Here is a 24,487-nt window from a genome sequence, read left to right on the forward strand (position 1 = left end):
TCAGCGGGGCCGGCGGGCGGCGTGCTCCCGTGCCAGGACCGCGTAGGCGTCGTCAGGGGTGCCGGGGGAGAAGCTGCCGAACTTGCGCTCCGCGGCCGTGCGGATGAGGTAGTCGGCAATGGCAGGGTTCTTGGGAAGCAGCGAGCCGTGCAGGTAGCTGGCAACGATGTTTCGGTACCGCGCCCCCTCATGACCGTCGTTGCTGTTGTTCCCCGTTCCCTTGGCCACCGTCCCGAGCGGCCGCACCCCGCTGCCCAGGGTGGTTTGGCCGCTGTGGTTCTCGTAACCGAGGACTTCGCCGAACTCGGTGGTTGAGACCTTGACGTTGCCGATCAGGCGCTCGTCGGTACCGTGGGTTTCCACGTCCAGGACGCCGATGCCCGGGATGACAGTACCCGTCCGCGTCTTGAAGAAACGGCCAAAAAGCTGGTAGAGGCCGCAGATGACCAGCATGGGTGCGCCGTCCTCGGCCAACTCCTTCAGCTGGCCGGCCCGGGCCTGCAGGTCGTCCTGGATGACCAACTGGCCGCTGTCCTGGCCGCCGCCGCCCACAATGATGTCCACGCCTTCGGGAAAGGGATCGCCCACGTTGTACTCAAGCAGTTCGGGGGTGTACCCGTGCCATTGGATGCGGCGCTGCAGGACCAGGGCATTGCCCCAGTCGCCATAGATGTTCATGTCCCGCGGGTACAGCTGGACCACGCGCAGCGTGCCCTTGGACTGGTCGCCAGCTTCTGCTGCTTCTGCCGGACTCACGAGACAACCTCCACGGTGGTGATTTTGGACAGCTCGCGGCGGATGGCAAGCATGGCGGTGTAGGTGCAGAAGATCCGTTTGGGTTTGCCCCGGCCTTCCCGGATGAAGGCGGCAAGGGCGGCGGGAATGTCGGTGTCCACGGCGCCAACGCGGACTTCGTCGTACTGCAGCCGCAGCGCCATGTCATAGGCGCGCGATCCGGTCAGCACCTCCACCCCGCCCCCGCGAAGAGAATCGAATTCCACGTCCCACAGCCAGGACATGTCCCGGCCGTCGGCGTAGTTGTCGTTGATGGCGATCATCGTGGCGTAACCGGCAGCGGGGAAGGATTTCAGTCCCAGCCGGAAGCCGCTGGGGTTCTTGACCAGCACCAGGTCCAGGGGCTGGCCGTCCACTGTCAGGCTTTCGCCGCGGCCGAAGGCTGGTGCCACCTGGGACAGCGCCTGCAGCAGGGTCTCGTGGTTCGCGGTGGCGGCCCCGCCGCCGCAAATGCTGCGGGCGAGCGTAAGAGCAGCGGCTGCGTTGAAGATGTTGTACACGCCGCGCAGCTTCATCGCCGTGGTGACCGTGCCGCCGTCGTACTCGAATTCGGCGCTGTCTGCGCCCACCTTGCGGAGGACGACGTCGGCCTCCGGTTTGGCGGGCAGGCCCGCCGGGGCGGGGCTGCCGGGAGCGGCGCGCATGTCGTCATCGTTCGGGAAGGTGCCCAGCAGGGAGTCGTCCAGGCCGAAGTACCTGACGTCCTGTCCCGTCAGCGTGTCCGCGATCCGGGCAACCCGCGGGTCCTCGCGGTTCAGGACCACTGTTCCCGTGGTCTTGGCGGCGATGTGCTGCAGGAGCTGTGCGGTCTTGTCGATTTCGCCGAAGCGGTCCAGCTGGTCGCGAAGCACGTTCAGCAGGAGGCAGTACCGGGGCGGAACGCTGTTCACGAAATGGACGGCGTGGGCTTCATCGAGTTCCAGGACGGCAACGTCCGCGTCCAGCCTGCCGCGCCAGTCCACCTCGCCCAGGAGGGCCGCTGCCACGCCCCGCGTGAAGTTGCTGCCGGTCCGGTTGGTGAAAACCTTCAGGCCCTGGCTTTCCAGGAGTTCGACCACCATTTTGGTGGTGGTGGTCTTTCCGTTGGTGCCGCTGACCACAGCCACGCCGTGGGGCAGGGTGGTGAGCGTCCGCCGCATGAAGCCGGGATCGATTTTCTCGACCACCAGGCCCGGAAGTGCGGACCCGCCGCCCCGCAGCCGGGATACCCTGCGGACCAGCTTGCCGAGCGGAACAGTGAAGAAGACCATGTTTCGAATATATCCCAGCAGCGGCATGCAACCTTTGCCCGCCCCGGCCCGCCGCACCGGGCGGAGGGCCGGGGCCGTATGCTGGAGGGATGACAAACCCGCCTTCTGCTGATCCTGCGCGCGTGGGCTCAGGCCTGCGGATCGGTGTCCTGGCCCTCCAGGGAGACTTTCGCGAGCACCTGCGTGCCGCAGAGGCCACCGGCGCGCAGGGCGTTGCCGTCCGCCGCCCGGAGGAGCTCGATGGCCTGGACGGCCTCATTATTCCCGGCGGCGAATCCACCACGATCGATAAGCTGGCGCGGGCCTTCGACCTTGCCGACCCGCTGCGCAAGTACATCGCCGAGGGCCTGCCCGTCTACGGCTCATGCGCGGGGATGATCCTGCTCGCGTCGGACATCGCCGACCCGGCAACCGACCTGTCCGGCGCCCCCCAGCAGACGTTCGGCGGCCTGGACATCACCGTCCGCCGCAATGCCTTCGGCCGGCAGCGCGAATCCTTCGAAACCGACCTGGACTTCAAGGGGCTGGACTTCAGTGCCACCGAATCGGGCGTGGAACCGGTGCACGCTGTCTTCATCCGCGGGCCCTGGGTGGAACGCGTGGGGCCGGACGTGGAGGTCCTGGCCCAGGTGGAACCGGCAGATCCCGGACAAGCCTCGCACGCCGTACCGCTGCCCGGGGCGGCTAGAATTGTCGCAGTGCGTTCCGGCCAGCTGCTGGCCACCTCCTTCCATCCGGAAGTGACCGGCGAGAAACGCGTACACGAACTTTTTATCCGCATGATCAGAGGAGAAGCGTAAAGCATGTCAGGCCACTCCAAATGGGCAACGACCAAGCACAAAAAGGCGATCATTGACAGCCGCCGCGCAAAGTCGTTCGCCAAGCTGATCAAGAACATCGAAGTTGCCGCCCGGATGGGCGGACCGGACCTCGCCGGCAACCCCGGCCTGGAACTGGCCGTGACCAAGGCCAAGAAGACCTCGGTTCCCAACGACAACATCGACCGTGCCATCAAGCGCGGCGCCGGCCTCACCGGCGAAGTGGTGGACTACACCGAGATCATGTACGAGGCCCGCGGCCCCCAGGGCTCGGCCCTGCTGATCGAGTGCCTCACGGACAACAAGAACCGGGCAGCCTCCGAAGTCCGCCTGGCCATCTCCCGCAACGGCGGCACCATCGCCGACCCCGGTTCCGTGAGCTACCTCTTCACCCGCAAGGGCGTAGTGAACCTGCCTAAGAACGGCCTGAGCGAGGACGACGTCCTGATGGCCGTCCTGGATGCGGGCGCGGAGGAAGTCAAGGACAACGGCGAGACCTTCGAGATCCACTCGGAACCGGGCGATCTCCAGGCCATCCGGGAGGCCCTGGCGGAAGCCGGCATTGAGTACGACACGGACGAGGTTGAATTCGTGCCCTCCATGCAGGTGGAACTCGACGTCGACGGCGCCCGCAAGTTCCTGAAGCTGGCGGACGCTCTTGAAGACCTCGACGACGTCCAGAACGTGTACAGCAATGCCGACCTCAGCGACGAAGTCCAGGCCGCCCTGGAATCCGAGTGACGTCCGGCCTTGCCAGCTAGACCGCAGCGGGAGCTCCAGCCGGCCCTGCCGCCCGCAGCGGGGCAGAAGTGACGCTCCGCGTCCTGGGCGTTGACCCCGGCCTGACCCGCTGCGGCATCGGCGTGGTGGATGTTGAACGCAACCGCCGGGCCAGCATGGTGGCGGTAGGGGTTGTCGGCACCTCGCCGGACGAGACCCTTGACCGCCGCCTGCTGGTGATCGCCACGGCCATCGACGAGTGGCTGGACCGTTACGAGCCCGAGGTCCTCGCCGTCGAACGCGTCTTCTCGCAGCTCAACGTCAGCACGGTGATGGGCGTCGCGCAGGCGTCCGGCGTGGTGATCGCGGCGGCGGCCCGCCGGGGAATCCCGGTGGCGCTGCATACGCCGTCGGAAGTTAAAGCCGCGGTGACCGGAAGCGGGTCCTCGAACAAGGACGCCGTGACCAAACTGGTCACCAAGATCCTCCGGCTTGACGCTCCGCCGCGGCCCGCCGACGCGGCCGATGCGCTGGCGCTGGCCATCACCCATGCGTGGCGGGCCGGGAGTGGCGCTGCCGTCGCCACCACCGGTCCCGGCAGCTCTTCCCTGACGCCGGCCCAGCGGGCATGGGCGGAAGCAGAGGCGAAAGCGCGCCGTGCACGCTGATTGTCCTTGCCGCTTGCTAGGGTATTCGTAGATATGTTCGGATAGCCGGGCTCCCAGTGGGGAGGCCCGCAGTACAACGGGAGCCCGGCCTTGATCAGTTTCCTCCGCGGAACCGTAGCGCACGTCGGCCTGTCCACGGCCGTGATTGACCTCAACGGTGCCGGGATGAGCGTCAACGCCACCCCGCAGACCCTGAGCCGGCTGCGCGTGGGGGAAGAGGGCAAGCTGTTTACGTCCCTGATTGTCCGGGAGGATTCGCTCACCCTTTTTGGTTTTGCATCCGACGACGAACGTGAGGTGTTCGACGTCCTGCTGAGTGTCAGCGGGGTCGGTCCCCGTCTTGCCCTCGCAGTCCTGGCGGTCCACGACCCCGAAGCAATCAGGGTTGCGGCCCATACGGAGGACAGCAAGACCTTCACCAAGGTTCCCGGCATCGGGCCCAAGGTCGCGGGCCGGATCGTGCTGGAGCTGGCCGGAAAGCTGGTACCGCACGGAACCGCTGCACCCGCCGGCGCCGCCACCCCTGCCGAGGCCGCATGGAAGCCGCAGGTGGTGGCCGCCATGACCAGCTTGGGCTGGTCCGAGAAGGATGCCTCCGCCAGCATCGACAAAGCCCTGGCTGACGAGCCGGAAGTATCCTTCCGCGGCAATGTGGCCGAAATCCTCCGCACCACCCTCCGCTGGCTGGGGCAGGACGGCGCCCGCGCCGGCAACCGCGTAGGCAGCCGTGGCTGAACCTTCATTGGTCGCCGCGGGGGAGGAACCGGAGGAGCGGGCCATCGAGGCTGCGCTCCGGCCGAAGAACCTCGACGATTTCGTGGGCCAGCACCGGGTGCGCAAGCAACTTTCGCTCGTGCTCCAGGCCTCCCGGATGCGCGGGCGCACAGCGGACCACGTGCTGTTCTCCGGGCCGCCGGGCCTCGGCAAAACCACCCTCGCCATGATCGTGGCCGCGGAAATGAACGCTCCGCTGCGCCTCAGCAGCGGGCCCGCCATCCAGCACGCGGGCGACCTTGCGGCCATCCTGTCCTCGCTGTCCGAGGGCGAGGTCCTGTTCCTCGACGAGATCCACCGCATGTCCCGGCCCGCCGAGGAAATGCTGTACATGGCCATGGAGGACTTCCGCGTCGACATCGTCGTGGGCAAGGGCGCCGGTGCCACCGCCATTCCACTGGAATTGCCACCGTTCACCCTGGTGGGCGCCACCACCCGCGCCGGGCTGCTTCCGGGCCCACTGCGCGACCGGTTCGGCTTCACCGGGCACCTCGAGTTCTACTCCGTTCCTGAACTGGAACTGGTCCTGCGCCGGTCAGCCGGGCTGCTGGACCTGAAGGTCAACTCCGCCGGATTCGCTGAAATCGCCGGCCGTTCACGCGGGACCCCCCGTATCGCCAACCGCCTGTTGCGCCGGGTCCGGGACTGGGCGCTGGTGCATGGTGTCGAACAAATCGATGCCAGGGCTGCGTCCGCCGCCCTGGACATGTACGAAGTGGACAAGAAAGGCCTTGACCGGCTGGACCGTGCTGTCCTCGATGCCCTCATCACCAAATTCGGCGGAGGCCCCGTCGGCCTGTCCACCCTGGCCATCGCCGTTGGCGAGGAAACCGAAACAGTGGAAACCGTGGCCGAACCCTTCCTGGTCCGGGAAGGGCTGCTGGGCCGGACACCCCGCGGACGGATTGCGATGGCGCCGGCCTGGACGCACCTCGGATACGCCATTCCATCCGGTGTCTTCGCCCAGGAGCAGCTGGACCTTTTCGAGCCCGGCGGGGACGCCCCCGCCGCGGGGGACTGGGCCCCGGAGAGCCAATAGCAGGCTCCGTTCAGCTTTTCCCTTTAGACTGGTATGACGCCCGGCACGTTCGGGTCTTTGTTTCGCGGGTGGCCCTGACGCCCCCGTCGTTTGGGGAAGGAAATGTCAGGCGTTCTGCCTGTGCCACCAACCGCCCCGGCTGAAGCGAAGCCCACGTCGCTGGAAAACCAGCAGCACCACGCAAAAGAACGGAATTCCCCCTTGGATCCAATGTCAATTCTCCTGTTCGTCATGCTCGGCGTGTTCATCTTCATGATGTTCCGCCGCAACAAGAAGACGCAGCAGCAGCAGGCAGAGCTCCAGTCGAAGTTCGCCCCAGGCGTGGAGGTCATGACCAGCTTTGGCCTTTTCGGCCGGATCGTGGACATCGACGACGCCGACAACAAGGTCACCCTTGAACTTTCCCCCGGCAACCTGGCCACCGTGCACCGCCAGGCAGTCACCAAGGTCGTCGAGCCTGCCGCGGAAGCCACGGTCGAGCCCGCCGCTGCCTCACCCGTGGTGCCGGATGACGCATCCTCACTGACCACGCCGGAAGCCGGAAGCACTGCAACGGGCACCGAGACTCCGGAAGAAACCCTGAAGCGCCTCAACGACGAGGGCAAGAAGGACAGCTAGGCCCGCTGGCCCCTTTCCTCCCTCTACCGCTGCGGACCACCGCCGGCGCAGGTAACAACCCGCGCCGGCGGTTCTTCCGCGAATAAGAGAAAGATCGACAATGGCACGAACTGGCCGCAAGAAACCAGGGCTCCGCGTCCTGGTCTGGCTTGGCGTACTCCTGGCAGCGCTGACAGCCGTCCTGGCCGGCGGCACCGTCGCCGGGCAGGCCAGCTGGGCACCCAAACTGGCCCTGGACCTCGAGGGCGGCACCCAGATGATCCTGGCGCCGAAGGTGGAGGGCGGTTCGGACATCAACGAACAGCAGCTCAACCAGGCCGTGGCGATCATCCGGCAGCGCGTTGACGGATCCGGCGTCTCCGAAGCGGAAATCAGCACCCAGTCCGGGCGCAACGTGGTGGTCAGCCTTCCCGGCACCCCCTCCGCCGAAACCCGGAACCTCATCCAGGCTTCCGCGGACATGAACTTCCGCCCCGTCCTCCTCAACGGCGATGGCGCCCCCGTGCCGCCGGAGTCGCAGACCCCGGAGGACCAGCTGCCCAAACCCACAGCTGAGCCGGCCAACAGCAGTGACACCAACTGGATCACCCCGGAGATCTACAAGCAGTTCGAGGCGCTGGACTGCAACAGCCCCGCAGCCGAGAAATCCAAGCGGTCAGATCCCACCAAGCCGCTGGTGACCTGCGAGCCTGCCACCGACAAGTCTCCTGCCATCAAGTACATCCTGGGTCCCGTGGAGGTGAAGGGCAGCAACATCGTCACCTCGTCCTTCCAGCTGCAGCAGGGTGCGCAGGGTGCGGTGACCAACGACTGGGCCGTCAACATCCAGTTCGACGCCGACGGCACGGCCAAGTTCAAATCCGTCACCGAACGCCTCAACCAGTTCTACGTGGCCGCCGGCGGCGAGTCCGGCACCGACCCCAAGTCCCAGTTCGCCATTGTGCTGGATGACCAGGTCATCTCCGCCCCGCGGTCGCTGGCTGTCATCACCGACGGACGTCCGCAGATCACCGGCGGCTTCACCGAGAAGACCGCCAAGGCGCTGTCCGACCAGTTGAAGTTCGGTGCCCTCCCCATCAGCTTCGACATCCAGAGCGAGCAGCAGATCTCCGCCACGCTTGGTGGCGAACAGCTGCGCATGGGCCTGCTGGCGGGCCTGATCGGGCTCCTGCTCGTGGTGGTCTACTCCCTGTTCCAGTACCGCGCCCTGGGCTTCGTCACGATCGCCTCGCTGGTGGTGGCCGGTGCCCTGACGTACCTGGCTATCGCGATCCTGGGCTGGACGGAGAACTACCGGCTGTCCCTTGCAGGTGTTGCAGGCATCATCGTGGCCATCGGCCAGACTGCCGACTCCTTCATCGTCTACTTCGAACGCATCCGCGACGAACTGCGCGAAGGGCGCGGCCTGGTGTCCGCCGTGGAAAACGGCTGGAAGCGGGCCAAGCGCACGGTTCTTGCCTCCAAGGCCGTCAACCTCCTGGCCGCCCTGGTCCTGTACTTCGTGGCCGTGGGCAACGTCCGTGGCTTTGCGTTCACGCTGGGCTTGACGGCCATCGCCGACCTCATCGTGGTGTTCATGTTCACCCACCCCACGCTGCAGCTGCTGGCCCGTACCCGGTTCTTCGGTGAAGGCCACAAGTTTTCCGGCCTGGACCCCGAACGTCTGGGCGCCGTGCCGCTGTACCGCGGTGCCGGCCGGGTCCGCACTCCCGAGGACAAGCCCGCGGTGGTCCGTACCAAGAACACCGGCGCAGCGGCCGAGGCCGAACGCCGCATGACCATCGCTGAACGGCGCCTGGCAGAGAAGCAGGAACAGCTGGCCGGCTCGTCCAAGACCTCCGCGAAGGAGAACAAGTAATGTCAGGCTTCGCTACGTTCGGCAACGAGCTCTACACCGGAAAGCGTTCCTACGACTTTGTAGGGGCCAAGAAGATATGGTTCATCATCGCCGCGGTGGGAGTCGCGCTGTCCATCATCATCCCGGCGGCCAAGGGTGGCTTCAACCTCGGCATCGAATTCCGTGGGGGCTCCGAATTCACGGTCTCGAACGTCAAGACCACGGACGCCACCATCGGCGAAAAGGCCGTGACTGACGTGGTTGCCGGCAGTGTTCCGCGCGTTGCGAACGTGGCCGGCAATACCATGCGCATCCAGACGGACAAGCTGACCGACGACGAGACCCTTCGGATCAAGCAGGGCCTCACCGGCGCCTACGGTGTCACCGACAACGAGGTGACCTCCACGTTCGTTGGCCCCACCTGGGGCGCTGACGTGACCAAGCAGGCGCTGATCGGCCTGGTGGTGTTCGTGCTGCTGGCGGCCCTGCTGATGGCCCTCTATTTCCGGACCTGGAAGATGTCCCTGTCGGCGCTTGCCGGCATGGCCGTGACCATGTTCATCACGGCCGGTGTGTATGCGCTCAGTGATTTTGAGGTCACACCGTCGGCCATCATCGGATTCCTGACCGTCCTGAGCTACTCCCTCTACGACACCGTGGTGGTCTTCGACAAAATCCGGGAAAACACCACCGGAATCGACGCCTCCACACGCCGGACGTTCGGTGAGGAAGTCAACCTCGCCGTCAACCAGACCCTGGTGCGTTCCATCAACACCATGATGGTGGCGATCCTCCCCGTGGGCGCCATCCTGTTCATCGGTGCAGGGCTCCTTGGTGCCGGAACGCTGCGCGACCTGTCCCTGGCCCTGTTCGTCGGGATCCTCATCGGCACCGCCGCGACCATCTTCGTCGCAGCTCCGATGTACGCCTGGCTCCGGCAGGGTGAACCGGACCTGGTCAAGCAGGCGCGGCGCGTCCAGCAGCGGCGGGCCGGTTCAACCGAACGGGCAGTTCCGGCATCGCCGGCTAAAGCCTGACCCGCCAGCTACAGGCACCCGCCATTCCCTCAAAGGCCGGGCAACGCACACCGTGCGCTGCCCGGCCTTTGGCTGTCCGCGCCCGGTTATAGAAGTGGCTGCCCGGGGGAATAGACTGGAGTAATTAAACGGTGGTGAGGGGTGCTTCATTGGAAGAACGTTCGGCGTCGGTGCCAACGGCAGAGGAAGAAAAAAGTCCTGCCGGTGTACAAACCGGTGCGGCATCGTCTGCGCGCCCAGGGTCCTTGGTTCCTGTTGACAATTCGGGATCACGGGCAACGTTTCCCGGCCGAAGGGAGCGCACCCGGTCGCGCCTTGCCCGCCTGACCGGTCGTGGAGCAGCCACCTATTCGCCTATCCTTGAGCCGCTGCTGCGCACTGTCCGGGCCAACAATCCCAAAGAGGACTTCGACCTCATCCAGCGCGCCTTCGACGTAGCTGAGCGGAGCCACCGCGGACAGAAGCGCAAGAGCGGGGACCCGTACATTACCCATCCGGTGGCTGTGGCCACCATCCTCGCCGAGCTTGGCCTCAGCGGCACCACCCTGGCGGCGGCCCTGCTGCACGACACCGTCGAGGACACCCCGTACACCCTCGCGGACCTGAAGCGGGACTTCGGGCCGGAAGTGGCCATGCTGGTGGACGGCGTGACCAAACTGGACAAGGTCAGTTTTGGCGAGGCCGCCCAGTCGGAAACGGTCCGCAAGATGGTCGTGGCCATGGCCAAGGACATCCGCGTCCTCATGATCAAGCTGGCCGACCGGCTTCACAACGCCCGTACCTGGCGCTTCGTATCAGCCGAATCGTCCGCCCGCAAAGCCCGTGAAACCCTCGAAATCTTCGCCCCGCTGGCGCACCGGCTGGGCATGAACACCATCAAGTGGGAGCTCGAGGACCTGTCCTTCGCGGCCCTCTACCCCAAGGTGTACGAGGAAATCGTCAGGATGGTGGGGGACCGGACCCCCGAGCGGGAAAAGAGCCTGGGCGTCATCCGGGACCAGATCACCGAGGACCTGCGCGCGGCCAAGATCAAAGCAACTATTACCGGCCGGCCCAAGCACTACTACTCCATCTACCAAAAGATGATTGTCCGCGACAAGGACTTCGACGACATCAACGACCTCATGGGTGTCCGTGTCCTGGTGGATTCTGTCCGGGACTGCTACGCCGCCCTGGGCACCATGCATTCGCGCTGGAACCCCCTGCCCGGCAGGTTCAAGGACTACATCGCGATGCCCAAGTTCAACATGTACCAGTCCCTGCACACCACCGTGATCGGCCCCGGCGGCAAACCGGTGGAGATCCAGATCCGCACGCACGAGATGCACCGCCGGGCCGAGTATGGCGTGGCGGCCCACTGGAAGTACAAGGACCAGCCCAACCGCACCGCGGTGGGCCCCGGAAGTCCCCGCGACGGCGATATGGGATGGCTGCGCTCCCTGGTGGACTGGCAGCAGGAAACCTCGGATCCCGGCGAGTTCCTGGACTCGTTGCGCTTTGAAATCAACGCCCGCGAAGTGTTCGTCTTCACGCCCAAGGGCGAAGTCATGGCGCTGCCGGCAGGATCAACGCCCGTGGACTTTGCCTACGCCGTGCACACGGAGGTAGGCCACCGCACCATTGGCGCCCGGGTCAACGGCAAGCTGGTCCCGCTTAACAGCGAGCTGAACCACGGCGACTGGGTGGAAATCTTTACCTCCAAAGCCGAGGGGGCCGGACCCAGCCAGGACTGGCAGCACTTCGTCAAGAGTGCCAGGGCACGCAACAAGATCCGCCAGTGGTTCAGCAAGGAACGCCGCGAAGAGGCCATTGACCGCGGCAAGGAGCTGTTGACCCGTGCCATGCGGAAACAGAACCTGCCACTGCAGCGGCTGATGACGCACGAGGCCCTGGCCGCCGTGGCCGAGGAATTCAAATACACGGACATCTCCGGCCTCTACGCCGGCGTGGGCGACGGGCACACATCTGCCCAGTCGGTCATGGAAAAGCTGATCGAAAGCCTGGGCGGCAACGAGAGTGCCGATGATGACGTCGAAGAGGTCAGCATCCCCACCCAGGTCAGCAAGGCCCGCTTCTCCGACTCCGGTGTTGTGGTCCGCGGCGTGGGCGACGTCTGGGTGAAGCTGGCCCGCTGCTGCACGCCCGTTCCACCGGACCCGATCCTGGGCTTTGTGACCAGGGGATCCGGCGTCTCCGTGCACCGCACCGACTGCACCAACATCTCGGACCTGAAGGACCAGCCGGACCGGATCGTGGACGTGGACTGGGCGCCAACCCAGTCGAGCGTTTTCCTGGTGGAGATCCAGGTGGAGGCCCTGGACCGCAAATCACTGCTGTCTGACGTGACGCGGGTCCTTTCCGACAACCACGTCAATATCCTCGCGGCCAGCGTCCACACCTCCACGGACCGGGTGGCCATCTCAAAGTTCGCGTTCGAGATGGGCGACCCCAAGTACCTCAGCCACGTCCTCAGCGCCGTGCGCAGGATCGACGGGGTCTTCGACGTCTACCGCACCACCGGCAACAAACGCCGGAGCTAAAAGGGCGAGCTTTTCCAAAGCAGCCCGCTTGTGCGGCACCCTGGGTGTTGCTTCGATGGCGCGCACCAGCAGCCGCAACCGCACGTCCTGCTGCGGGCGGGCCAGCAAGCCGGCGAGGGCCGGTACGGCACGTTCCGGTTCCACGTGCAGGGCGATGTCAAGGGCGGTCCGCAAGGGGCTGGAAACCATCAGGCCGCCCAGGCTGATCACGTCGAACGGCCCCAGCCTCACCTCGTGGAGCGTGCAGCCGCGGGTATTCCGCAGGCTGGATACCCGCCGCTTGGCATCAACCAGGAGTGCCAGCCTGTCCGGTTCCGCCGCGCAGCCGTAGATCCACGCCGCAGTCATCCGCCCCGCGACGACCCGCTGCCGGATGGCCGCGGGCACAGCACCCGCGGCCGCCCTTGCCCGCAACTGCGGGGACGCCGGCAACCCCGGAAGCGTGTAACCGTGTTGGTGGAAGCGGGCCAGCAGTCCGTCGGCGGCCAGGGACTGGAGTTCCGGACCGGCGAAGGGGACCCCGGGTGCGTACAGTTCGGGAAAGCGTGGCGCCGCCGCCGCCGCCTCTGCTGCGCCTGCAGGGCACCCTGGCCCCGGTGGGGAAGCGGAGGGGTCCCTGCCCGGTCCGGCGTCGGAGGATGCTGGTGGTGTGGCCATACCCCCATCCTGCCCGGACCGTGGTTAACGGGCACAGGCCCGGTCCGGGTTATGTGGATAACCGGGACCGGGCCTGTGACTTCCAGCCCAAGCCAGAGAAGCTCAGCGCGAGAAGCCTAGGACAGCTCGCTGGCGGAGCGCTGGATCTGGTCAAGCCAGGCCTGGCGCGCTTCGAGGGCCTCCCGGGCAGCCTTGATCTTGCGCTGGTCACCGCTCTTTTCGGCCTTGGCGAGGTCTTCTTGGAGCCCGGCAATGGCGGATTCCAGCTGCGAGAGTGCACTGTTGGTGCGTGCCTTGCGTTCGGGGTTGGACCGCTGCCACTGCTCTTCCTCGGCGTGGCGGACGGCGTCTTCAACCTTCCGGAGCCCGGCTTCGATCCGGCCCATGTCGGCCCGGGGTACCTTGCCGGCCTCTTCCCAACGGTCACGGACGGACTGGAGCGCCTTCTTGGCGGCTGCCAGGTCCTTCACCGGAAGGATGCCGTTGGCCTCGGCCAGCAACGCCTCCTTCACCGTAAGGTTCGCCGCGTACTCCTGGTCGATTTCGTCGTTGGCCGCCTGGCGGGAGGTGAAGAAGACGTCCTGGGCGGCGCGGAACCGTGCCCACAGGGCGTCGTCATCCTTCCGGCTGGCGCGCGGTGATGCCTTCCACTGGTCCATCAGCCGGCGGTATTCGCCCGCGGCATAGCCCCAGTCGGTTGACGTGGATAGGGCTTCGGCCTCGGCGATCAGCTTCTCCTTGGCAGCCTTGGCTGCGGAATTGTTGCTGTCCAGCTGGGAGAAATAGGCCCGGCGGTGGCGGTCGAAGACGGTGCGGGCGGCGCGGAAGCGCTTCCAGAGGGCGTCCTCGTTGCTGCGGCCCAGCCGCACGCCGCTCTTCTGGGCTGCCTTCCAGTTCTCGAACAGCTCGTTCATCCGGGCGCTGGAGGTCTTCCACTGCGTCTGGGCGGGATCCTGGCCGGAAATCTGCTCCGCCTCGGTGACGATGGCCTCACGCGCTGCAAGCTCGGATGCACGCACGGCATCGTGCTCGGCCTTCTCGGCCTTCTCCAGCTCCGTGATTTCGACGGCGAGCTTGTCCAGTCGCGCTTCGGCTGCCCGCAGGTCGCCCACCATGTTCCGTTCGGCGAGCTGTTCACGCAGGTGCGTCACCGTCTTTTGCATGTCCGTGCTGGGAGCCTTGGAGCTGACACGCTGTTCGAGGAGGACGATCTGCGCCACAACGTCGTCGTACTTCCGCGCAAAGTAGATCAGCGCCTCGTCACCGCTCACGCCGGGGTACTGTCCCACGGGGTGCTCGCCGCCGTCGATATTCAGGTAGACGTGGCCGTCCCCTTCCACTCGGCCCCACTTGGAGGCCTCGGCGACAGACGTGCTGGGCGCAGCGGGCACCGGTGCGGCAGCGGGAGCGGCGGCAGCGGGCTTGGGACGCGATGCGAAGGCGGCAGGCGACGGTGCTGACGGCCGGGGGCCGGGTGCGGCAGCAGGCACAGACGGCTCCGCGGCAGTGGCTACCCCGGACTGGCCCTCTGCATCCTGCCCACTGGCCGCGCCAACACTGGCTGCGTCAGCAGTGTCCTCGTCAACAGGGCTTTCTTCAGCAGTGCCCTCCTCTGAAGCGGTTGCTTCGGGGGCCGCGGGTGCGTGCCCGGCCTGTGCAGCAGTATCGGCAGCGTCCTCGGCCGGAGCCGTTGGTTCGGTTACGCCTGTTGCTGTTTCGTCGGATTTCTGACTGTCTGTCACCGCTAAAAGTCTTTCGCTTGGAGGGAAATACTCACGTACTGCACCGCGGCCTTGCCGGCCCGGCTCCTACTTCAGAGAAAACGAGTCTATCGTGACTGGTTGTTTTGGTGCGCCGTCCGTGTCGCTGGCACCTGGCGTGATACCGGCGGCAGCAATGTTGGACACCACATCAAGCCCCGAGGTCACCTTTCCCACCACGGTATAGCCCCCCGCTGCGTCTGCCGGAATCGCGGTGTCCTTATAGACAATGAAGAACTGTGTCCCGTTGCCGTAGGCGTTGTTGCCGGTACGGGCCACGGCGATGGTGCCGGCGGGGTACATGTTGTCCGCCGGGGTGTTCTCCAGCGGGCCCCACGTGTAGTTGGGGTCTCCCTGGCCGTCGCCCGTGGGCGAACCGCACTGCAGCACGCCGAACTGGTCTGCGGTGGTGAGCCGGTGGCACGTCTTGCCGTTGAAATAGCCTTCGTCGCTGAGGGACTTGAAGACCGCCGCGGCCTGGGGAGCCTTGGTTCCGTCCACCTCCACGCCCAGAGGACTGCCGTTCAGCAGCAGTTGGCCCGTGAAAGTCTTGCCGGCCGCCGAGTCTGCGGCCGGGATGTTCGGCCCGTTGGTTGCAGCAGCGGATGGAGTGGGGGAGGCGCTGGCCGAGGCCGATGGCTCGGTCAGGCCTGCCTGCGCGGCAGCATACTCGTCCTCGGTCGGGTTTCCGGCGAACGCCGTGAGCTGGAGGACGACGGCGAGCAGTACGGCGGCGGTTCCCGCGCCGGCGGCCACGAGGTTGTCGCGCTTGCGCCGCCTTTCCTGGTCGCGCCGGAGGTCACGCTTGGCTTCCATTTGCTGGATGCGCCGTTTCGTTTCGCGGGCACTGCGTGAACTGGCCGGCAAGGGTCCTCCTCATCGTCGGGCTGCTGGTGTGCCGCGGTTGGCCGCGGCGCGAAGAATTCAGCGGCCAGTCCGTGCCGTCCGCCGTATTAGAGATGCACACGGATGAACGCATAAACTGGCTGCCGCACATAGTTTATGCATGGCCGGCTGTGCTGCCGCCGTACGCCGTCCCTGAACGGTGTGGCCGGCAGTGCGCCGCGCCTTCCATCCCTAAGGAGAACCTTCCCCATGGCACGCACCGCCTCCCTGTCCGGATTCCCCGAGTGGCTTCCCGAGGAGCGGCTGGTGGAGCTGCATGTGCTCGATACCCTGCGCAGGGTCTTTGAGCTGCATGGTTTTGCCTCGATCGAAACCCGGGCTGTGGAGACGGTGGGCCAGTTGCTCCGCAAGGGTGAGATCGACAAGGAAGTGTATGGACTCAGCCGGCTCCAGGAGGATGAGAGCGACAACCCGGTAAAGGGCGGTAAAGCGGATCCCCACGCGCTGGCCCTGCATTTTGACCTGACGGTGCCGTTTGCCCGCTACGTCGTTGAAAACGCCGGCTACCTCGCCTTCCCGTTCCGCCGCTACCAGATCCAGAAAGTGTGGCGCGGCGAGCGGCCCCAGGAAGGCCGGGCCCGTGAGTTTACCCAGGCGGACATCGATGTTGTGGGCGACGGCGAGCTTCCGTTCCGTTACGACGTCGAGATTGCACTGGTCATCGCCGAGGCCCTCAGTGCCCTGCCCATCCCCGACTTCCGCCTCCGGATCAACAACCGCAAGCTCGCCGAAGGCTTCTACCGCGGCATCGGCCTCGATGACACCGCAGGCGTGCTGCGCAGCATCGACAAGCTTGAAAAGATCGGTCCCGCCAAGGTGGCTGAGCTGCTGAAGTCCGAGCTGGGCGCTTCCGATGACCAGGCCGCCAAGGCGCTGCAGCTGGCAGCAATCCGCACGGACGACACATCCTTCGTGGCGCAGGTCCGTGCCCTCGGCGTCACCAACGAGCTCCTGGATGAAGGCCTCGACGAACTGGAGCAGGTTATCGATGCCGCCGTGCAGCGGGCTCCCGGCAAGGTGCTGGCCGACCTCAGCATCGCCCGCGGCCTGGACTACTACACCGGCACCGTGGTGGAAACCGTGCTGGTGGGCCACGAGCAGCTCGGGTCCATCTGCTCCGGCGGCCGCTACGACGCCCTGGCGTCCAAGGGAAACCGGAAGTTCCCGGGCGTCGGGCTGTCCATCGGCGTGACCCGATTGGTCTCCCGGATCCTGAGCCAGGACCTGGCCAAGGCCTCCCGTTCGGTTCCCACGGCGGTGCTGGTGGCCCTGAACCACGACGACAGCTGGGGCGGTGCGCAGGACGTCGCCGCGCTCCTGCGCAGCAGGGGTATCCCCACGGAAGTGGCGGCCAAGGCAGAAAAGTTCGGCAAGCAGATCAAGTTTGCGGACCGGCGCGGCATCCCGTTCGTCTGGTTCACCGACGAGGACGGCACCCACCAGGTCAAGGACATCCGTACTGGCGAACAGGTGCTGGCCGCGCCCGAAACCTGGATGCCGCCGCTGGAGGACCTGACGGTTCAGGTTGAAACCACCGCCCCCGCAGCAGCCTCCGTGTAGCCCGGCAACTCAGGGCTGGTGCTGCCGGAGGCGCAGCGCCAGCCAGCGACCGGTAACCCCGGCAGCGAGGACCGCGGCCATGGTCAGGACGGGCGCCGGCGGCAGGGTGAAGGCGAGGACGACGCAGCCCAGGAATCCCACGGCGTTCAGCCAGCGGGGGGCATAGCCGGGATGGGCCGTGAGGGTGAAGGCCGACGCGTTCGCCACGGCGTAATACACCAGTACGCCGAAGCTTGAGAAGCCCACCACCGTCATCACGTTGGTGGTCAGCAGGAGCAGGATGACGACGACGGCCACAGCCAGTTCCGCAACGAACGGGACGGTGTGGGTGCCGCCCACCTTTGCCAGCGGACCCGGCAGGTCGCGTTCCCGTGCCATGGCCAGGGTGGTCCGCCCCACGCCCGTGATGAGGGCGAGGAGGGCACCCAGGCATGCAGCGGCTGCGCCCGCCTGCACCAGCGGCGCGGCAGGGGCAAGGCGGGAATCCAATACTGCGTCCAGCAGGGGAGTTCCGGACGCGGCAAGCCGCTCTCCGAGGTGGTTCAGCAGGAGCAGTGCCAGCAGCAGGTAGATGGCGAAAGCGGCTGCCAGGGCCGCCAGGATGGCCCGCGGGATGGCCCGTGTGGGGTCTTTGACCTCTTCGCCCAGCGTGGCGATCCGTGCGTAGCCGGCGAAAGCGAAAAACATGAGCCCTGCTGCCGGCAGGACTCCCGCCGGGTTGCCCGACGGCGGCCCGGCCAGTACCGCCGCGGTGTGCGGGCCCAGCCACGCGGCCACGGCGACGAACACCAGCGTCGCCAGGACCATGCACAGCAGGATGCGTGTCAGCAGGGCGGTCCGGGTAATGCCGAGCAGGTTGACTCCGATGAGCGCCACGACGGCGGCCACAGCCACCGGGACCGCATAATTCCGCGCCACGTAGCTGCCGAACGTCAACGCCATGGCCGCGCACGACGCCGTCTTGCCTGTCACGAAACCCCAGCCGGCCAGGAAACCCGGCCACTCGCCGAGCTGGTTCCGCCCGTACACGTAAGTACCGCCGCTGGTGGGGTATTTGGCGGCGAGGGCGGCAGAGGCCACGGCGTTGCAGTACGCCACTACTCCCGCGATGAGCACCGACAGGACCAGGAGATTCCCTGCCAGCGCGGCGGCCGGAGCGAAGACCACAAACACGCCGGCACCCAGCATGGAACCCAGTCCGATCGCGGTGGCGTCAAAGGTCCCGAGCCTGCGCTGCAGCTGCTGCGGTTCGCTCATGCGGCGGCATTCCCTTTCCAGCGGGTAAACTCGGACGGGATCGTTCCCGCAACGATCATATTGAAACTTCCCACTGTTTTCCCGCAGAAAGGCGTGCTGTGCTGCGCACACATGACCTCGGATCCCTTCGTTCCGAGCACATTGGACAAACCGTAACCCTGGCCGGCTGGGTGGGCCGCCGTCGTGATCACGGTGGTGTGGCATTCGTTGACCTTCGCGACGCTTCCGGCGTGGCCCAGGTGGTGGTCCGCGAGGAAGAAGTGTTCCACGGACTGCGCAACGAGTACGTCCTTCAGGTCACGGGCACCGTGTCCAAGCGTCCGGAAGGGAACGAGAATCCCGCCCTCGCCACCGGAGAGATCGAGGTCATCGCCGAGGACGTCACCATCCTCAACACCTCCGACCCCCTGCCGTTCCAGATTGACGAACACGTGGAAGTCGGCGAGGAAGCCCGCCTCAAGCACCGCTACCTGGACCTGCGCCGCCCCGGCCCCAGCCGCAACCTGCGCCTGCGCTCCGAGGCCAACCGGGTGGCGCGCGACCTGCTCCACCAGGAGGGCTTCGTGGAGATTGAGACGCCCACGCTGACGCGTTCGACGCCGGAAGGCGCCCGTGACTTCCTGGTTCCGGCACGCCTGGCCCCGGGTTCCTGGTACGCCCTTCCGCAGTCCCCGCAGCTTTTCAAGCAGCTCCTGCAGGTGGGCGGGTTCGAGAAGTACTACCAGATTGCGCGCTGCTACCGCGATGAGGACTTCCGTGCCGACAGGCAGCCGGAATTCACCCAGCTGGACATCGAGGCCAGCTTCGTTGACCAGGACGACATCATCCGGCTGGGCGAAAACATCGTCAAGGCAGTGTGGCAGCTCATTGGGGCGGACATCCCCACGCCCATCCAGCGCATCACCTACGCCGACGCCATGGCCAGGTACGGCTCCGACAAGCCGGACCTCCGCTTCGGGCTGGAACTGACCGAGCTTACCGAATTCTTCAAGGACACCAACTTCGGCGTTTTCAAGGCTCCCTACGTGGGTGCCGTGGTCATGCCCGGCGGTGCTTCGCAGGCACGCCGTGCCCTGGACGCGTGGCAGGAATGGGCCAAGCAGCGCGGTGCCAAGGGCCTTGCCTACGTCCTGTACAAGGAGGACGGCGAGCTCGCGGGACCGGTGGCGAAAAACCTCACCGAGTTCGAGCGTGCCGGCCTGGCCGACGCCGTGGGCGCGAAGCCCGGCGACTGCATCTTCTTCGCCGCAGGTGAGAAGACCCCCTCGCGCGCCCTGCTGGGTGCCGCCCGCGTGGAAATCGGCCACCGCACCGGCCTGATCGACCCCACGGACTGGGCTTTCTGCTGGGTTGTGGACGCGCCCATGTTTGAGCCCGCCGCCGCTGCCGTTGCCTCCGGCGACGTTGCTGTCGGCGGAGGCCAGTGGACTGCCGTGCACCACGCCTTCACCTCACCCAAGCCGGAATTCCTTGACACGTTCGACAAGGATCCCGAGTCGGCGCTCTCCTACGCCTACGACATCGTCTGCAACGGCAACGAAATTGGTGGCGGCTCCATCCGTATCCACCAGCGCGACGTGCAGGAGCGCGTCTTCGAACTGATGGGCCTGGACAAGGAGGACGCCCAGACCAAGTTCGGGTTCCTGCTGGAAGGCTTCAAGTACGGCGCACCCCCGCACGGCGGTATCGCGTTCGGCTGGGACCGCGTGGTGTCGCTGCTGGCAGGAGTGGAGTCCATCCGCGACGTCATCGCCTTCCCGAAGTCCGGCGGCGGCCACGACCCCCTCACGGAAGCACCGGCCCCCATCACGCCGCAGCAGCGCAAGGAAGCAGGCGTGGACTTCAAGCCCGAGGCCAAAAAGCCCGAAGTGAAGAAGCCCGAAGACAAGCAGTAGTGCACGGTTAGTGGCTCCAGGCCGCAATCATTGGAGGTTCCCCGGTTCGCCCGGGGGACCTCCTGCCGTTAAGGAAGGAACAGCCCCGTGACCACACCGAGCCCGGTCCAACCCGCACCCCCGGGCCTTGAAGCCGCCATGGACGCAGCATGGCCAGCACCGGACCGCCACGAGGCCGGCAGCTGGACGCTTCGTGCGGCCGCAGGCGTCACCCAACGGGCCAACTCCATCTGGCCACGCAGTGAAGAGTACGGTGGCGACCGGTGCAGCGACGACCTCCCGGGCCTGCTCAGGGAGGCCAGGGCCTGGTACCGCAGCCGCCGCTTGCCGGTCATCTTCCAAGTCTTCGACACCCCGGCAGCGTCCGGTCTCCATGAGCTGCTGGACGCGGAGGGCTTCACCCGCCAGTCCGAGACCCTGGTCATGACCCGCAGCGCCAGGGACGCCCGGATTCCCGCACGCGCCACGCCGGCGGTGGAACTCGCCACGGAGCCGTCAGGGGAGTGGCTGCGGGTTTGGTGGGAGGTGGACGGCCGCGGCGGGGAGGACTCCCTGGCCGTCGCCGAAACCATCCTTAAGGGCTGTCCCTCCGTGTATGCCCTGGTGCGGGACGGCGATGGCAGGGCTTCCGCCGTCGGCCGCCTTGCCCTCCCGGGCGGCAGCGGGCAGGGCGGCCTGTACTGCATGGCTACCCTGCCCGCCGCGCGCCGCCAGGGCTTCGCGGCCGTCATCCTGCAATCCCTGCTGCGGGCAGGCAACGAGCGGGGATTGGACGGCTTCTGGCTTCTGGTCACAGCGGCGAACCGTGGGGCGCAGCAACTCTACGGGAAAGCCGGGTTCCGTGAGGCCGGCCGCTACCTGTACCGGCAGGAACGTCCGCGGCGAGCCCTGACCGGCTGCTAGTGCTGCATTAGGGGCCCGCGGGATCAGTGGATCCGGGTGCCCGCTGTTGGTGCGTCCTGCAGTTCATGCCTGCTTGCCTGCAGCAGATCACGGCGCTGTGCGGATCCCTTGAGGTAGGAGGCGCCCAGTTCGGCAATAGGTGTCCTGAAGGTCTCCGGGGAGTAGAAGGCCGATGCTGCCGCGATAAGCATGCAGACCGTGGCGAAGACAGCCACCGGAATCCAACCGGTTATACCGGGGGCAAGGAGCATGCTGGCAATCATTGGTGCGAATCCGGCGAGAACCAGTCCGAGCTGGTTACCCAGTGCCATTCCGGTGTAACGGACGGGGGCGGCGAACTGTTCCGCGAAGAATGCCGGCCAAATGCCGTTGAAGCCCGAATAGAGCACCGTCATGTTGAGGAAGGCGGACAGGAAGACCAGCGCGAGGTTGCCGGAGGACAGGGCGAGGAAGTAGAGGAAGATCGTAACCGAGCAGCCGATGGCGGCCGTAAGCAGCAAGGGGCGTCGTCCTATCCGGTCCGAAAGCCTGGCCGCGAGCGGCATGGCCACCATCGACAGTCCGATGGCCACAGCATTGACGGTCAGGATGGACGCTCGGTCAAAGCCGGCAGTAGTGGTGGCATAGGCCAATCCGAACACGGTGAAAACGGTCTGCATGACGGACATGATGGACATCCCCACGACGCGCATAACGTCAGCCCCCTGGAACCTGAGCACTTCCTTAATCGGCATCGGGGCCACCTGGTCCGTTGCCTGGGCTTCCTCAAAAACGGGGGTCTCGTCCAAGTGCGTCCGCACCCAATAAGCGATCCCGAGGACCACGATGGAGAGCCAGAAGGGAATGCGCCATCCCCAAGCCATCATGGCTTCCTGTGGCAGGGCTGCCACGGGAATAAAGACGAGGGTGGCAAGCACCATGCCGGAGGCGTAGCCGGTCATCACGAAGCTGGTGAAGAAGCCCCTTTTTCCTTCCGGTGAATGTTCGAGGGTCAGGGTCGAGGCGCCCGCCGATTCCGCGCCGGCGGAAAACCCCTGGGCCAGGCGGCCGGCCACCAGGAGGATCGGGGCCCAGATGCCCACCTGTTCGTAACCGGGCAGGAACCCGATACCCAATGACGACAGGCCCATGATGCCGAGGGTGAGCAGCAGGATTTTCTTGCGGCCCAGTTTGTCCCCGAAGTGGCCCATGACCAGGCCTCCAACCGGACGGGCGACGTAGGCTACGCCGAACGTGGCAAATGCACTGATCAACCCGACCGCCGGGTCTGCGGTCGGAAAGAAGATGTGCGGAAAGACCAGGGCGGCGGCCGTCCCGTAGATGAAGAAATCGTAGTACTCAAGCGTGCTGCCGAGGAAGGACGCCAACGCCGCTTTACCCGGAGTTTTACGCTGGGCAGTATCTGGTGCCGATTGGGATGGGGACATGGACTGCATGGTTCTCCTCAAGACGTCGGTGTCTCAGTGGGAGCCTGCTGGGAATCCGCCAGGTGGAAGTCCACCGAGAGGATTTGCTGGCTGTTGGGAAATGAGTAGGACTTAAGCGGCTCGTGCAGGCGATGGGTGTTGTAGACCGCAATGTCCTCGACCGTTTCGAAATCGGCCACAATGGCGTAGTCGAAAGAGCGCTCGGTCCCGAGCACGTTAGCGCCGTGGGTCAGGCTGAGCATGCCGGGAATGTTCCCGGCCATCCTGTCGAGCCCGGTGATCCAGGCATGCTTGTCAGCGGGCGGAAAATCCGGTTTGAACTTGAAGAGCACGGTATGGCGGATCATCTCAGGCACCCACCAGTTCCGCGCCTGCTCCGTTTCGTTCAGCCGCGCAATACTCCGGCCGCAGCCCGGCGATGGTGCGGCCTGCCAGGTAGCCCATAGTCATGATTGGCCCAAGGGTTGCTCCGGCGCCGGGGTATCCGGCTGCGTAGGCGTTTTCGGTCGTGTTTCCTGCGGCGAACAGGCCCTTGATGGGCTGGTTGTCGACGTCGAGCACGCGGGCCAGCCCGTCGGTTGCAACGCCGCCGTTGGTGCCGAAAGCGCCATTGACCACTTCCATGGCGTAGAACGGCCCGGTCTGCAGCGGACCGAGGGAGGGGTTCGGGTACGGGTTCTCCTCGTCGCCCCAGTACTTGTCGTAGGCGCTTTCACCGCGGCCGAAGTCGGGGTCTTCGCCCTTGACCGCGTATTCGTTGAACCGGGCCACGGTTTCGCGGAGGTTTTCCGCAGGCACGTTGATCTTGGCCGCGAGTTCTTCTAATGTGTCCGCCTCGATCAGGTAGCCGGGAGTGGGCTGGCCGGCGCGGTGGGCCAGGATGCCATAGCGCTCCATGTACGTGTGGTCGACGATTACGTGGACAGGGGTATTGAGGGTCTGGTTTTTGGGGGAGTCCCAGGACTGCAGGCTCCGGGCGAGGTCGTTGTAGTTCTGGGATTCGTTCGCGAAACGGTGGCCGTGGCGGTTCACCATGATCGATCCAGGGCCCTGGCGTTCGAAGCGCAGCAGGGTGCCGATCGGCTGGCCGTCCCGGGTGTCCCCGGTGACGGACATTGGGGCCCACCAGGCTTCCCTGGTGCCGCGGGTCTGGCCGCCGATCCGCTGGGCCATCCGCAGGCCGTCGCCGGTGTTCGAGGGCGGCGAGCACATCGTGTAAAGCCGCGAGGCCAGCATCGAGTCGGCGAGTGCCTTGTCCCATTCGAAGCCGCCGGTGGCCAGTACTACGGCATCGTTTGCGTGGAAGGCCTGACCGGATTCGACCTCGACGCCGGTTACCCGGGTGCCGTCTGTCAGCAGCCGACGGCCCCGTGCTTCGGTGACTAGTGCGGCACCGTCGCGGACCAGGCTGGCAAGGAGCATGGACACCAGGGCCTGGCCCTTGGCCACGAGCCCGTCAGCCTGGCGCTGGTTGAGGTCGTCCCAGGGGAACTTGGTGAAGGCGCCCCAGTTTTCGTATTCCTGCATTGTGAACGGGGCCCGGCCGTCAGTGCGGACGTGCGCGGTGAGCTTGCCGAGGGCTTCCTTGCTGTTGAACAGCTCGGGTTCCACTGTGCGGCCGCCCTCCACGGCGCCGGGGAGGTCCTGGCGGTAGTCCGGGAAGTTGTTGAGGAAGATGAAGCGGACGCCGCATTCCTCCTCAACGAAGCGGAGCATCTGGTCCCCGTAGTCCAGGGCGGCGTCCAGGAGCTCCTCCCGTCCGCGTCCCCGGGCCACGGCACGCACGTACTTTGCGGCCGCTTCCTTCGAATCGGTCATGCCGGATTCCCGGGCGTGGTGGTTATCCGCCACCCACAGCATGCCGCCGGAGACGGCGGACGTGCCGCCCAGCAGGGGGCTCTTTTCCAGGACGACGACGGACTTGCCGGCGCGCGCTGCGGTGGCCGCCGCGGTGAGTGCGCCGGCGCCGGATCCGACGATGACGACGTCGTAGCTTTCGGCTGCGGTTCCATTGACGAATTTCATG

At 66.1% G+C, this 24,487-nt stretch carries 21 protein-coding genes; 12 read left to right on the forward strand and 9 right to left on the reverse strand.

What is annotated here, in order from left to right; genetic code table 11:
* A complete protein-coding gene (locus BACI349Y_RS09465; protein ID WP_159631886.1) occupies window positions 1-756 on the reverse strand; it encodes a type 1 glutamine amidotransferase in 756 nt (251 codons plus the stop codon).
* Window positions 753-2,045, reverse strand: coding sequence for a Mur ligase family protein (locus BACI349Y_RS09470; protein WP_201302420.1), 1,293 nt, complete (start codon window positions 2,043-2,045; stop codon window positions 753-755). Before BACI349Y_RS09470 ends, BACI349Y_RS09465 begins: the two co-directional genes overlap by 4 nt.
* Window positions 2,046-2,134: 89 nt before the next feature.
* On the opposite strand from BACI349Y_RS09470, the gene pdxT reads away from it, so the two are divergent.
* The 9 genes from pdxT to BACI349Y_RS09515 all read left to right on the forward strand — a co-directional run bounded on the left by pdxT (window position 2,135) and on the right by BACI349Y_RS09515 (window position 12,096).
* Window positions 2,135-2,845: a pyridoxal 5'-phosphate synthase glutaminase subunit PdxT gene (gene pdxT, locus BACI349Y_RS09475; protein ID WP_159631888.1), complete on the forward strand. Its 711-nt coding sequence runs from the start codon at window positions 2,135-2,137 to the stop codon at window positions 2,843-2,845.
* A gap of 3 nt (window positions 2,846-2,848) precedes the next feature.
* On the forward strand, window positions 2,849-3,604 hold the full coding sequence (locus BACI349Y_RS09480) for a YebC/PmpR family DNA-binding transcriptional regulator (RefSeq protein WP_159631889.1): 756 nt from the start codon (window positions 2,849-2,851) through the stop codon (window positions 3,602-3,604).
* Between the two features lie 68 nt (window positions 3,605-3,672).
* The gene (ruvC, locus tag BACI349Y_RS09485) at window positions 3,673-4,251 is read left to right on the forward strand and encodes a crossover junction endodeoxyribonuclease RuvC (protein ID WP_159631890.1); all 579 of its coding nucleotides are present in this window, start codon (window positions 3,673-3,675) and stop codon (window positions 4,249-4,251) included.
* A gap of 90 nt (window positions 4,252-4,341) precedes the next feature.
* Window positions 4,342-4,986 (forward strand): Holliday junction branch migration protein RuvA, encoded by a 645-nt coding sequence (gene ruvA, locus BACI349Y_RS09490; RefSeq protein WP_159631891.1) that lies wholly within the window; start codon window positions 4,342-4,344, stop codon window positions 4,984-4,986.
* Window positions 4,979-6,064, forward strand: coding sequence for a Holliday junction branch migration DNA helicase RuvB (ruvB, locus tag BACI349Y_RS09495; protein ID WP_159631892.1), 1,086 nt, complete (start codon window positions 4,979-4,981; stop codon window positions 6,062-6,064). The genes ruvA and ruvB overlap by 8 nt, the downstream gene beginning before the upstream one ends.
* A 210-nt stretch (window positions 6,065-6,274) precedes the next feature.
* Window positions 6,275-6,682, forward strand: coding sequence for a preprotein translocase subunit YajC (gene yajC / locus BACI349Y_RS09500; RefSeq protein WP_159631893.1), 408 nt, complete (start codon window positions 6,275-6,277; stop codon window positions 6,680-6,682).
* 100 nt (window positions 6,683-6,782) lie between these two features.
* Window positions 6,783-8,540: a protein translocase subunit SecD gene (secD, locus tag BACI349Y_RS09505; RefSeq protein ID WP_159631894.1), complete on the forward strand. Its 1,758-nt coding sequence runs from the start codon at window positions 6,783-6,785 to the stop codon at window positions 8,538-8,540.
* On the forward strand, window positions 8,540-9,556 hold the full coding sequence (gene secF, locus BACI349Y_RS09510) for a protein translocase subunit SecF (protein WP_159631895.1): 1,017 nt from the start codon (window positions 8,540-8,542) through the stop codon (window positions 9,554-9,556). The genes secD and secF overlap by 1 nt, the downstream gene beginning before the upstream one ends.
* Window positions 9,557-9,705: 149 nt before the next feature.
* Entirely contained in the window at window positions 9,706-12,096 is a 2,391-nt protein-coding gene (locus BACI349Y_RS09515) for a RelA/SpoT family protein (protein WP_159631896.1), read from the forward strand.
* Here BACI349Y_RS09515 and BACI349Y_RS09520 read toward each other — a convergent pair.
* From BACI349Y_RS09520 to BACI349Y_RS09530, 3 genes are all read right to left on the reverse strand, one after another.
* Entirely contained in the window at window positions 11,977-12,753 is a 777-nt protein-coding gene (locus BACI349Y_RS09520) for a hypothetical protein (protein WP_159631897.1), read from the reverse strand. The genes BACI349Y_RS09515 and BACI349Y_RS09520 overlap by 120 nt on opposite strands.
* Before the next feature lie 116 nt (window positions 12,754-12,869).
* Window positions 12,870-14,495 carry a DUF349 domain-containing protein gene (locus BACI349Y_RS09525; protein WP_159631898.1) on the reverse strand — a complete coding sequence of 542 codons (1,626 nt, stop codon included), beginning with the start codon at window positions 14,493-14,495 and terminating at the stop codon, window positions 12,870-12,872.
* A 66-nt stretch (window positions 14,496-14,561) separates the two neighbouring features.
* Window positions 14,562-15,380 (reverse strand): peptidylprolyl isomerase, encoded by an 819-nt coding sequence (locus tag BACI349Y_RS09530; RefSeq protein WP_159631899.1) that lies wholly within the window; start codon window positions 15,378-15,380, stop codon window positions 14,562-14,564.
* 228 nt (window positions 15,381-15,608) lie between these two features.
* On the opposite strand from BACI349Y_RS09530, the gene hisS reads away from it, so the two are divergent.
* The gene (gene hisS / locus BACI349Y_RS09535; protein ID WP_159631900.1) at window positions 15,609-16,979 is read left to right on the forward strand and encodes a histidine--tRNA ligase; all 1,371 of its coding nucleotides are present in this window, start codon (window positions 15,609-15,611) and stop codon (window positions 16,977-16,979) included.
* A 9-nt stretch (window positions 16,980-16,988) separates the two neighbouring features.
* Here hisS and BACI349Y_RS09540 read toward each other — a convergent pair whose 3' ends face one another.
* A complete protein-coding gene (locus BACI349Y_RS09540; protein ID WP_159631901.1) occupies window positions 16,989-18,236 on the reverse strand; it encodes an APC family permease in 1,248 nt (415 codons plus the stop codon).
* 98 nt (window positions 18,237-18,334) lie between these two features.
* Here BACI349Y_RS09540 and aspS point away from each other — a divergent pair, with 98 nt between their 5' ends.
* Both aspS and BACI349Y_RS09550 read left to right on the forward strand, forming a co-directional pair.
* Entirely contained in the window at window positions 18,335-20,131 is a 1,797-nt protein-coding gene (gene aspS, locus BACI349Y_RS09545) for an aspartate--tRNA ligase (RefSeq protein ID WP_201302421.1), read from the forward strand.
* 138 nt (window positions 20,132-20,269) lie between these two features.
* A complete protein-coding gene (locus tag BACI349Y_RS09550) occupies window positions 20,270-21,034 on the forward strand; it encodes a GNAT family N-acetyltransferase (RefSeq protein WP_159635469.1) in 765 nt (254 codons plus the stop codon).
* Window positions 21,035-21,057: 23 nt separating this feature from the next.
* On the opposite strand, the gene BACI349Y_RS09555 is transcribed toward BACI349Y_RS09550, so the two are convergent.
* The 3 genes from BACI349Y_RS09555 to BACI349Y_RS09565 are packed head-to-tail and all read right to left on the reverse strand — an operon-like array spanning window position 21,058 to window position 24,486.
* The gene (locus BACI349Y_RS09555; protein WP_159631902.1) at window positions 21,058-22,461 is read right to left on the reverse strand and encodes an MFS transporter; all 1,404 of its coding nucleotides are present in this window, start codon (window positions 22,459-22,461) and stop codon (window positions 21,058-21,060) included.
* Between the two features lie 17 nt (window positions 22,462-22,478).
* Window positions 22,479-22,808, reverse strand: a complete 330-nt coding sequence (locus BACI349Y_RS09560; protein ID WP_159635472.1) for a Dabb family protein — start codon at window positions 22,806-22,808, stop codon at window positions 22,479-22,481.
* A 1-nt stretch (window position 22,809) separates the two neighbouring features.
* Complete coding sequence (locus BACI349Y_RS09565; protein ID WP_159631903.1) at window positions 22,810-24,486, reverse strand: FAD-dependent oxidoreductase; 1,677 nt, start codon at window positions 24,484-24,486, stop codon at window positions 22,810-22,812.
* Between the last annotated feature and the right edge of the window lies 1 nt (window position 24,487).

Origin of the sequence: Arthrobacter sp. 8AJ (genome assembly GCF_902506025.1) — a bacterium.
GTDB lineage: Bacteria > Actinomycetota > Actinomycetes > Actinomycetales > Micrococcaceae > Arthrobacter.

Bases quoted from the DNA above. Each gene is read 5' to 3' on its own strand.
- BACI349Y_RS09540 (WP_159631901.1), bottom strand. From the start codon at position 18,236: ATGAGCGAACCGCAGCAGCTGCAGCGCAGGCTCGGGACCTTTGACGCC.
- BACI349Y_RS09480 (WP_159631889.1), top strand. From the start codon at position 2,849: ATGTCAGGCCACTCCAAATGGGCAACGACCAAGCACAAAAAGGCGATC.
- hisS (WP_159631900.1), top strand. From the start codon at position 15,609: ATGGCACGCACCGCCTCCCTGTCCGGATTCCCCGAGTGGCTTCCCGAG.
- BACI349Y_RS09560 (WP_159635472.1), bottom strand. From the start codon at position 22,808: ATGATCCGCCATACCGTGCTCTTCAAGTTCAAACCGGATTTTCCGCCC.
- BACI349Y_RS09550 (WP_159635469.1), top strand. From the start codon at position 20,270: ATGGACGCAGCATGGCCAGCACCGGACCGCCACGAGGCCGGCAGCTGG.
- BACI349Y_RS09470 (WP_201302420.1), bottom strand. From the start codon at position 2,045: ATGGTCTTCTTCACTGTTCCGCTCGGCAAGCTGGTCCGCAGGGTATCC.
- pdxT (WP_159631888.1), top strand. From the start codon at position 2,135: ATGACAAACCCGCCTTCTGCTGATCCTGCGCGCGTGGGCTCAGGCCTG.
- yajC (WP_159631893.1), top strand. From the start codon at position 6,275: ATGTCAATTCTCCTGTTCGTCATGCTCGGCGTGTTCATCTTCATGATG.
- secF (WP_159631895.1), top strand. From the start codon at position 8,540: ATGTCAGGCTTCGCTACGTTCGGCAACGAGCTCTACACCGGAAAGCGT.
- BACI349Y_RS09520 (WP_159631897.1), bottom strand. From the start codon at position 12,753: ATGGCCACACCACCAGCATCCTCCGACGCCGGACCGGGCAGGGACCCC.
- BACI349Y_RS09565 (WP_159631903.1), bottom strand. From the start codon at position 24,486: ATGAAATTCGTCAATGGAACCGCAGCCGAAAGCTACGACGTCGTCATC.
- BACI349Y_RS09555 (WP_159631902.1), bottom strand. From the start codon at position 22,461: ATGTCCCCATCCCAATCGGCACCAGATACTGCCCAGCGTAAAACTCCG.
- secD (WP_159631894.1), top strand. From the start codon at position 6,783: ATGGCACGAACTGGCCGCAAGAAACCAGGGCTCCGCGTCCTGGTCTGG.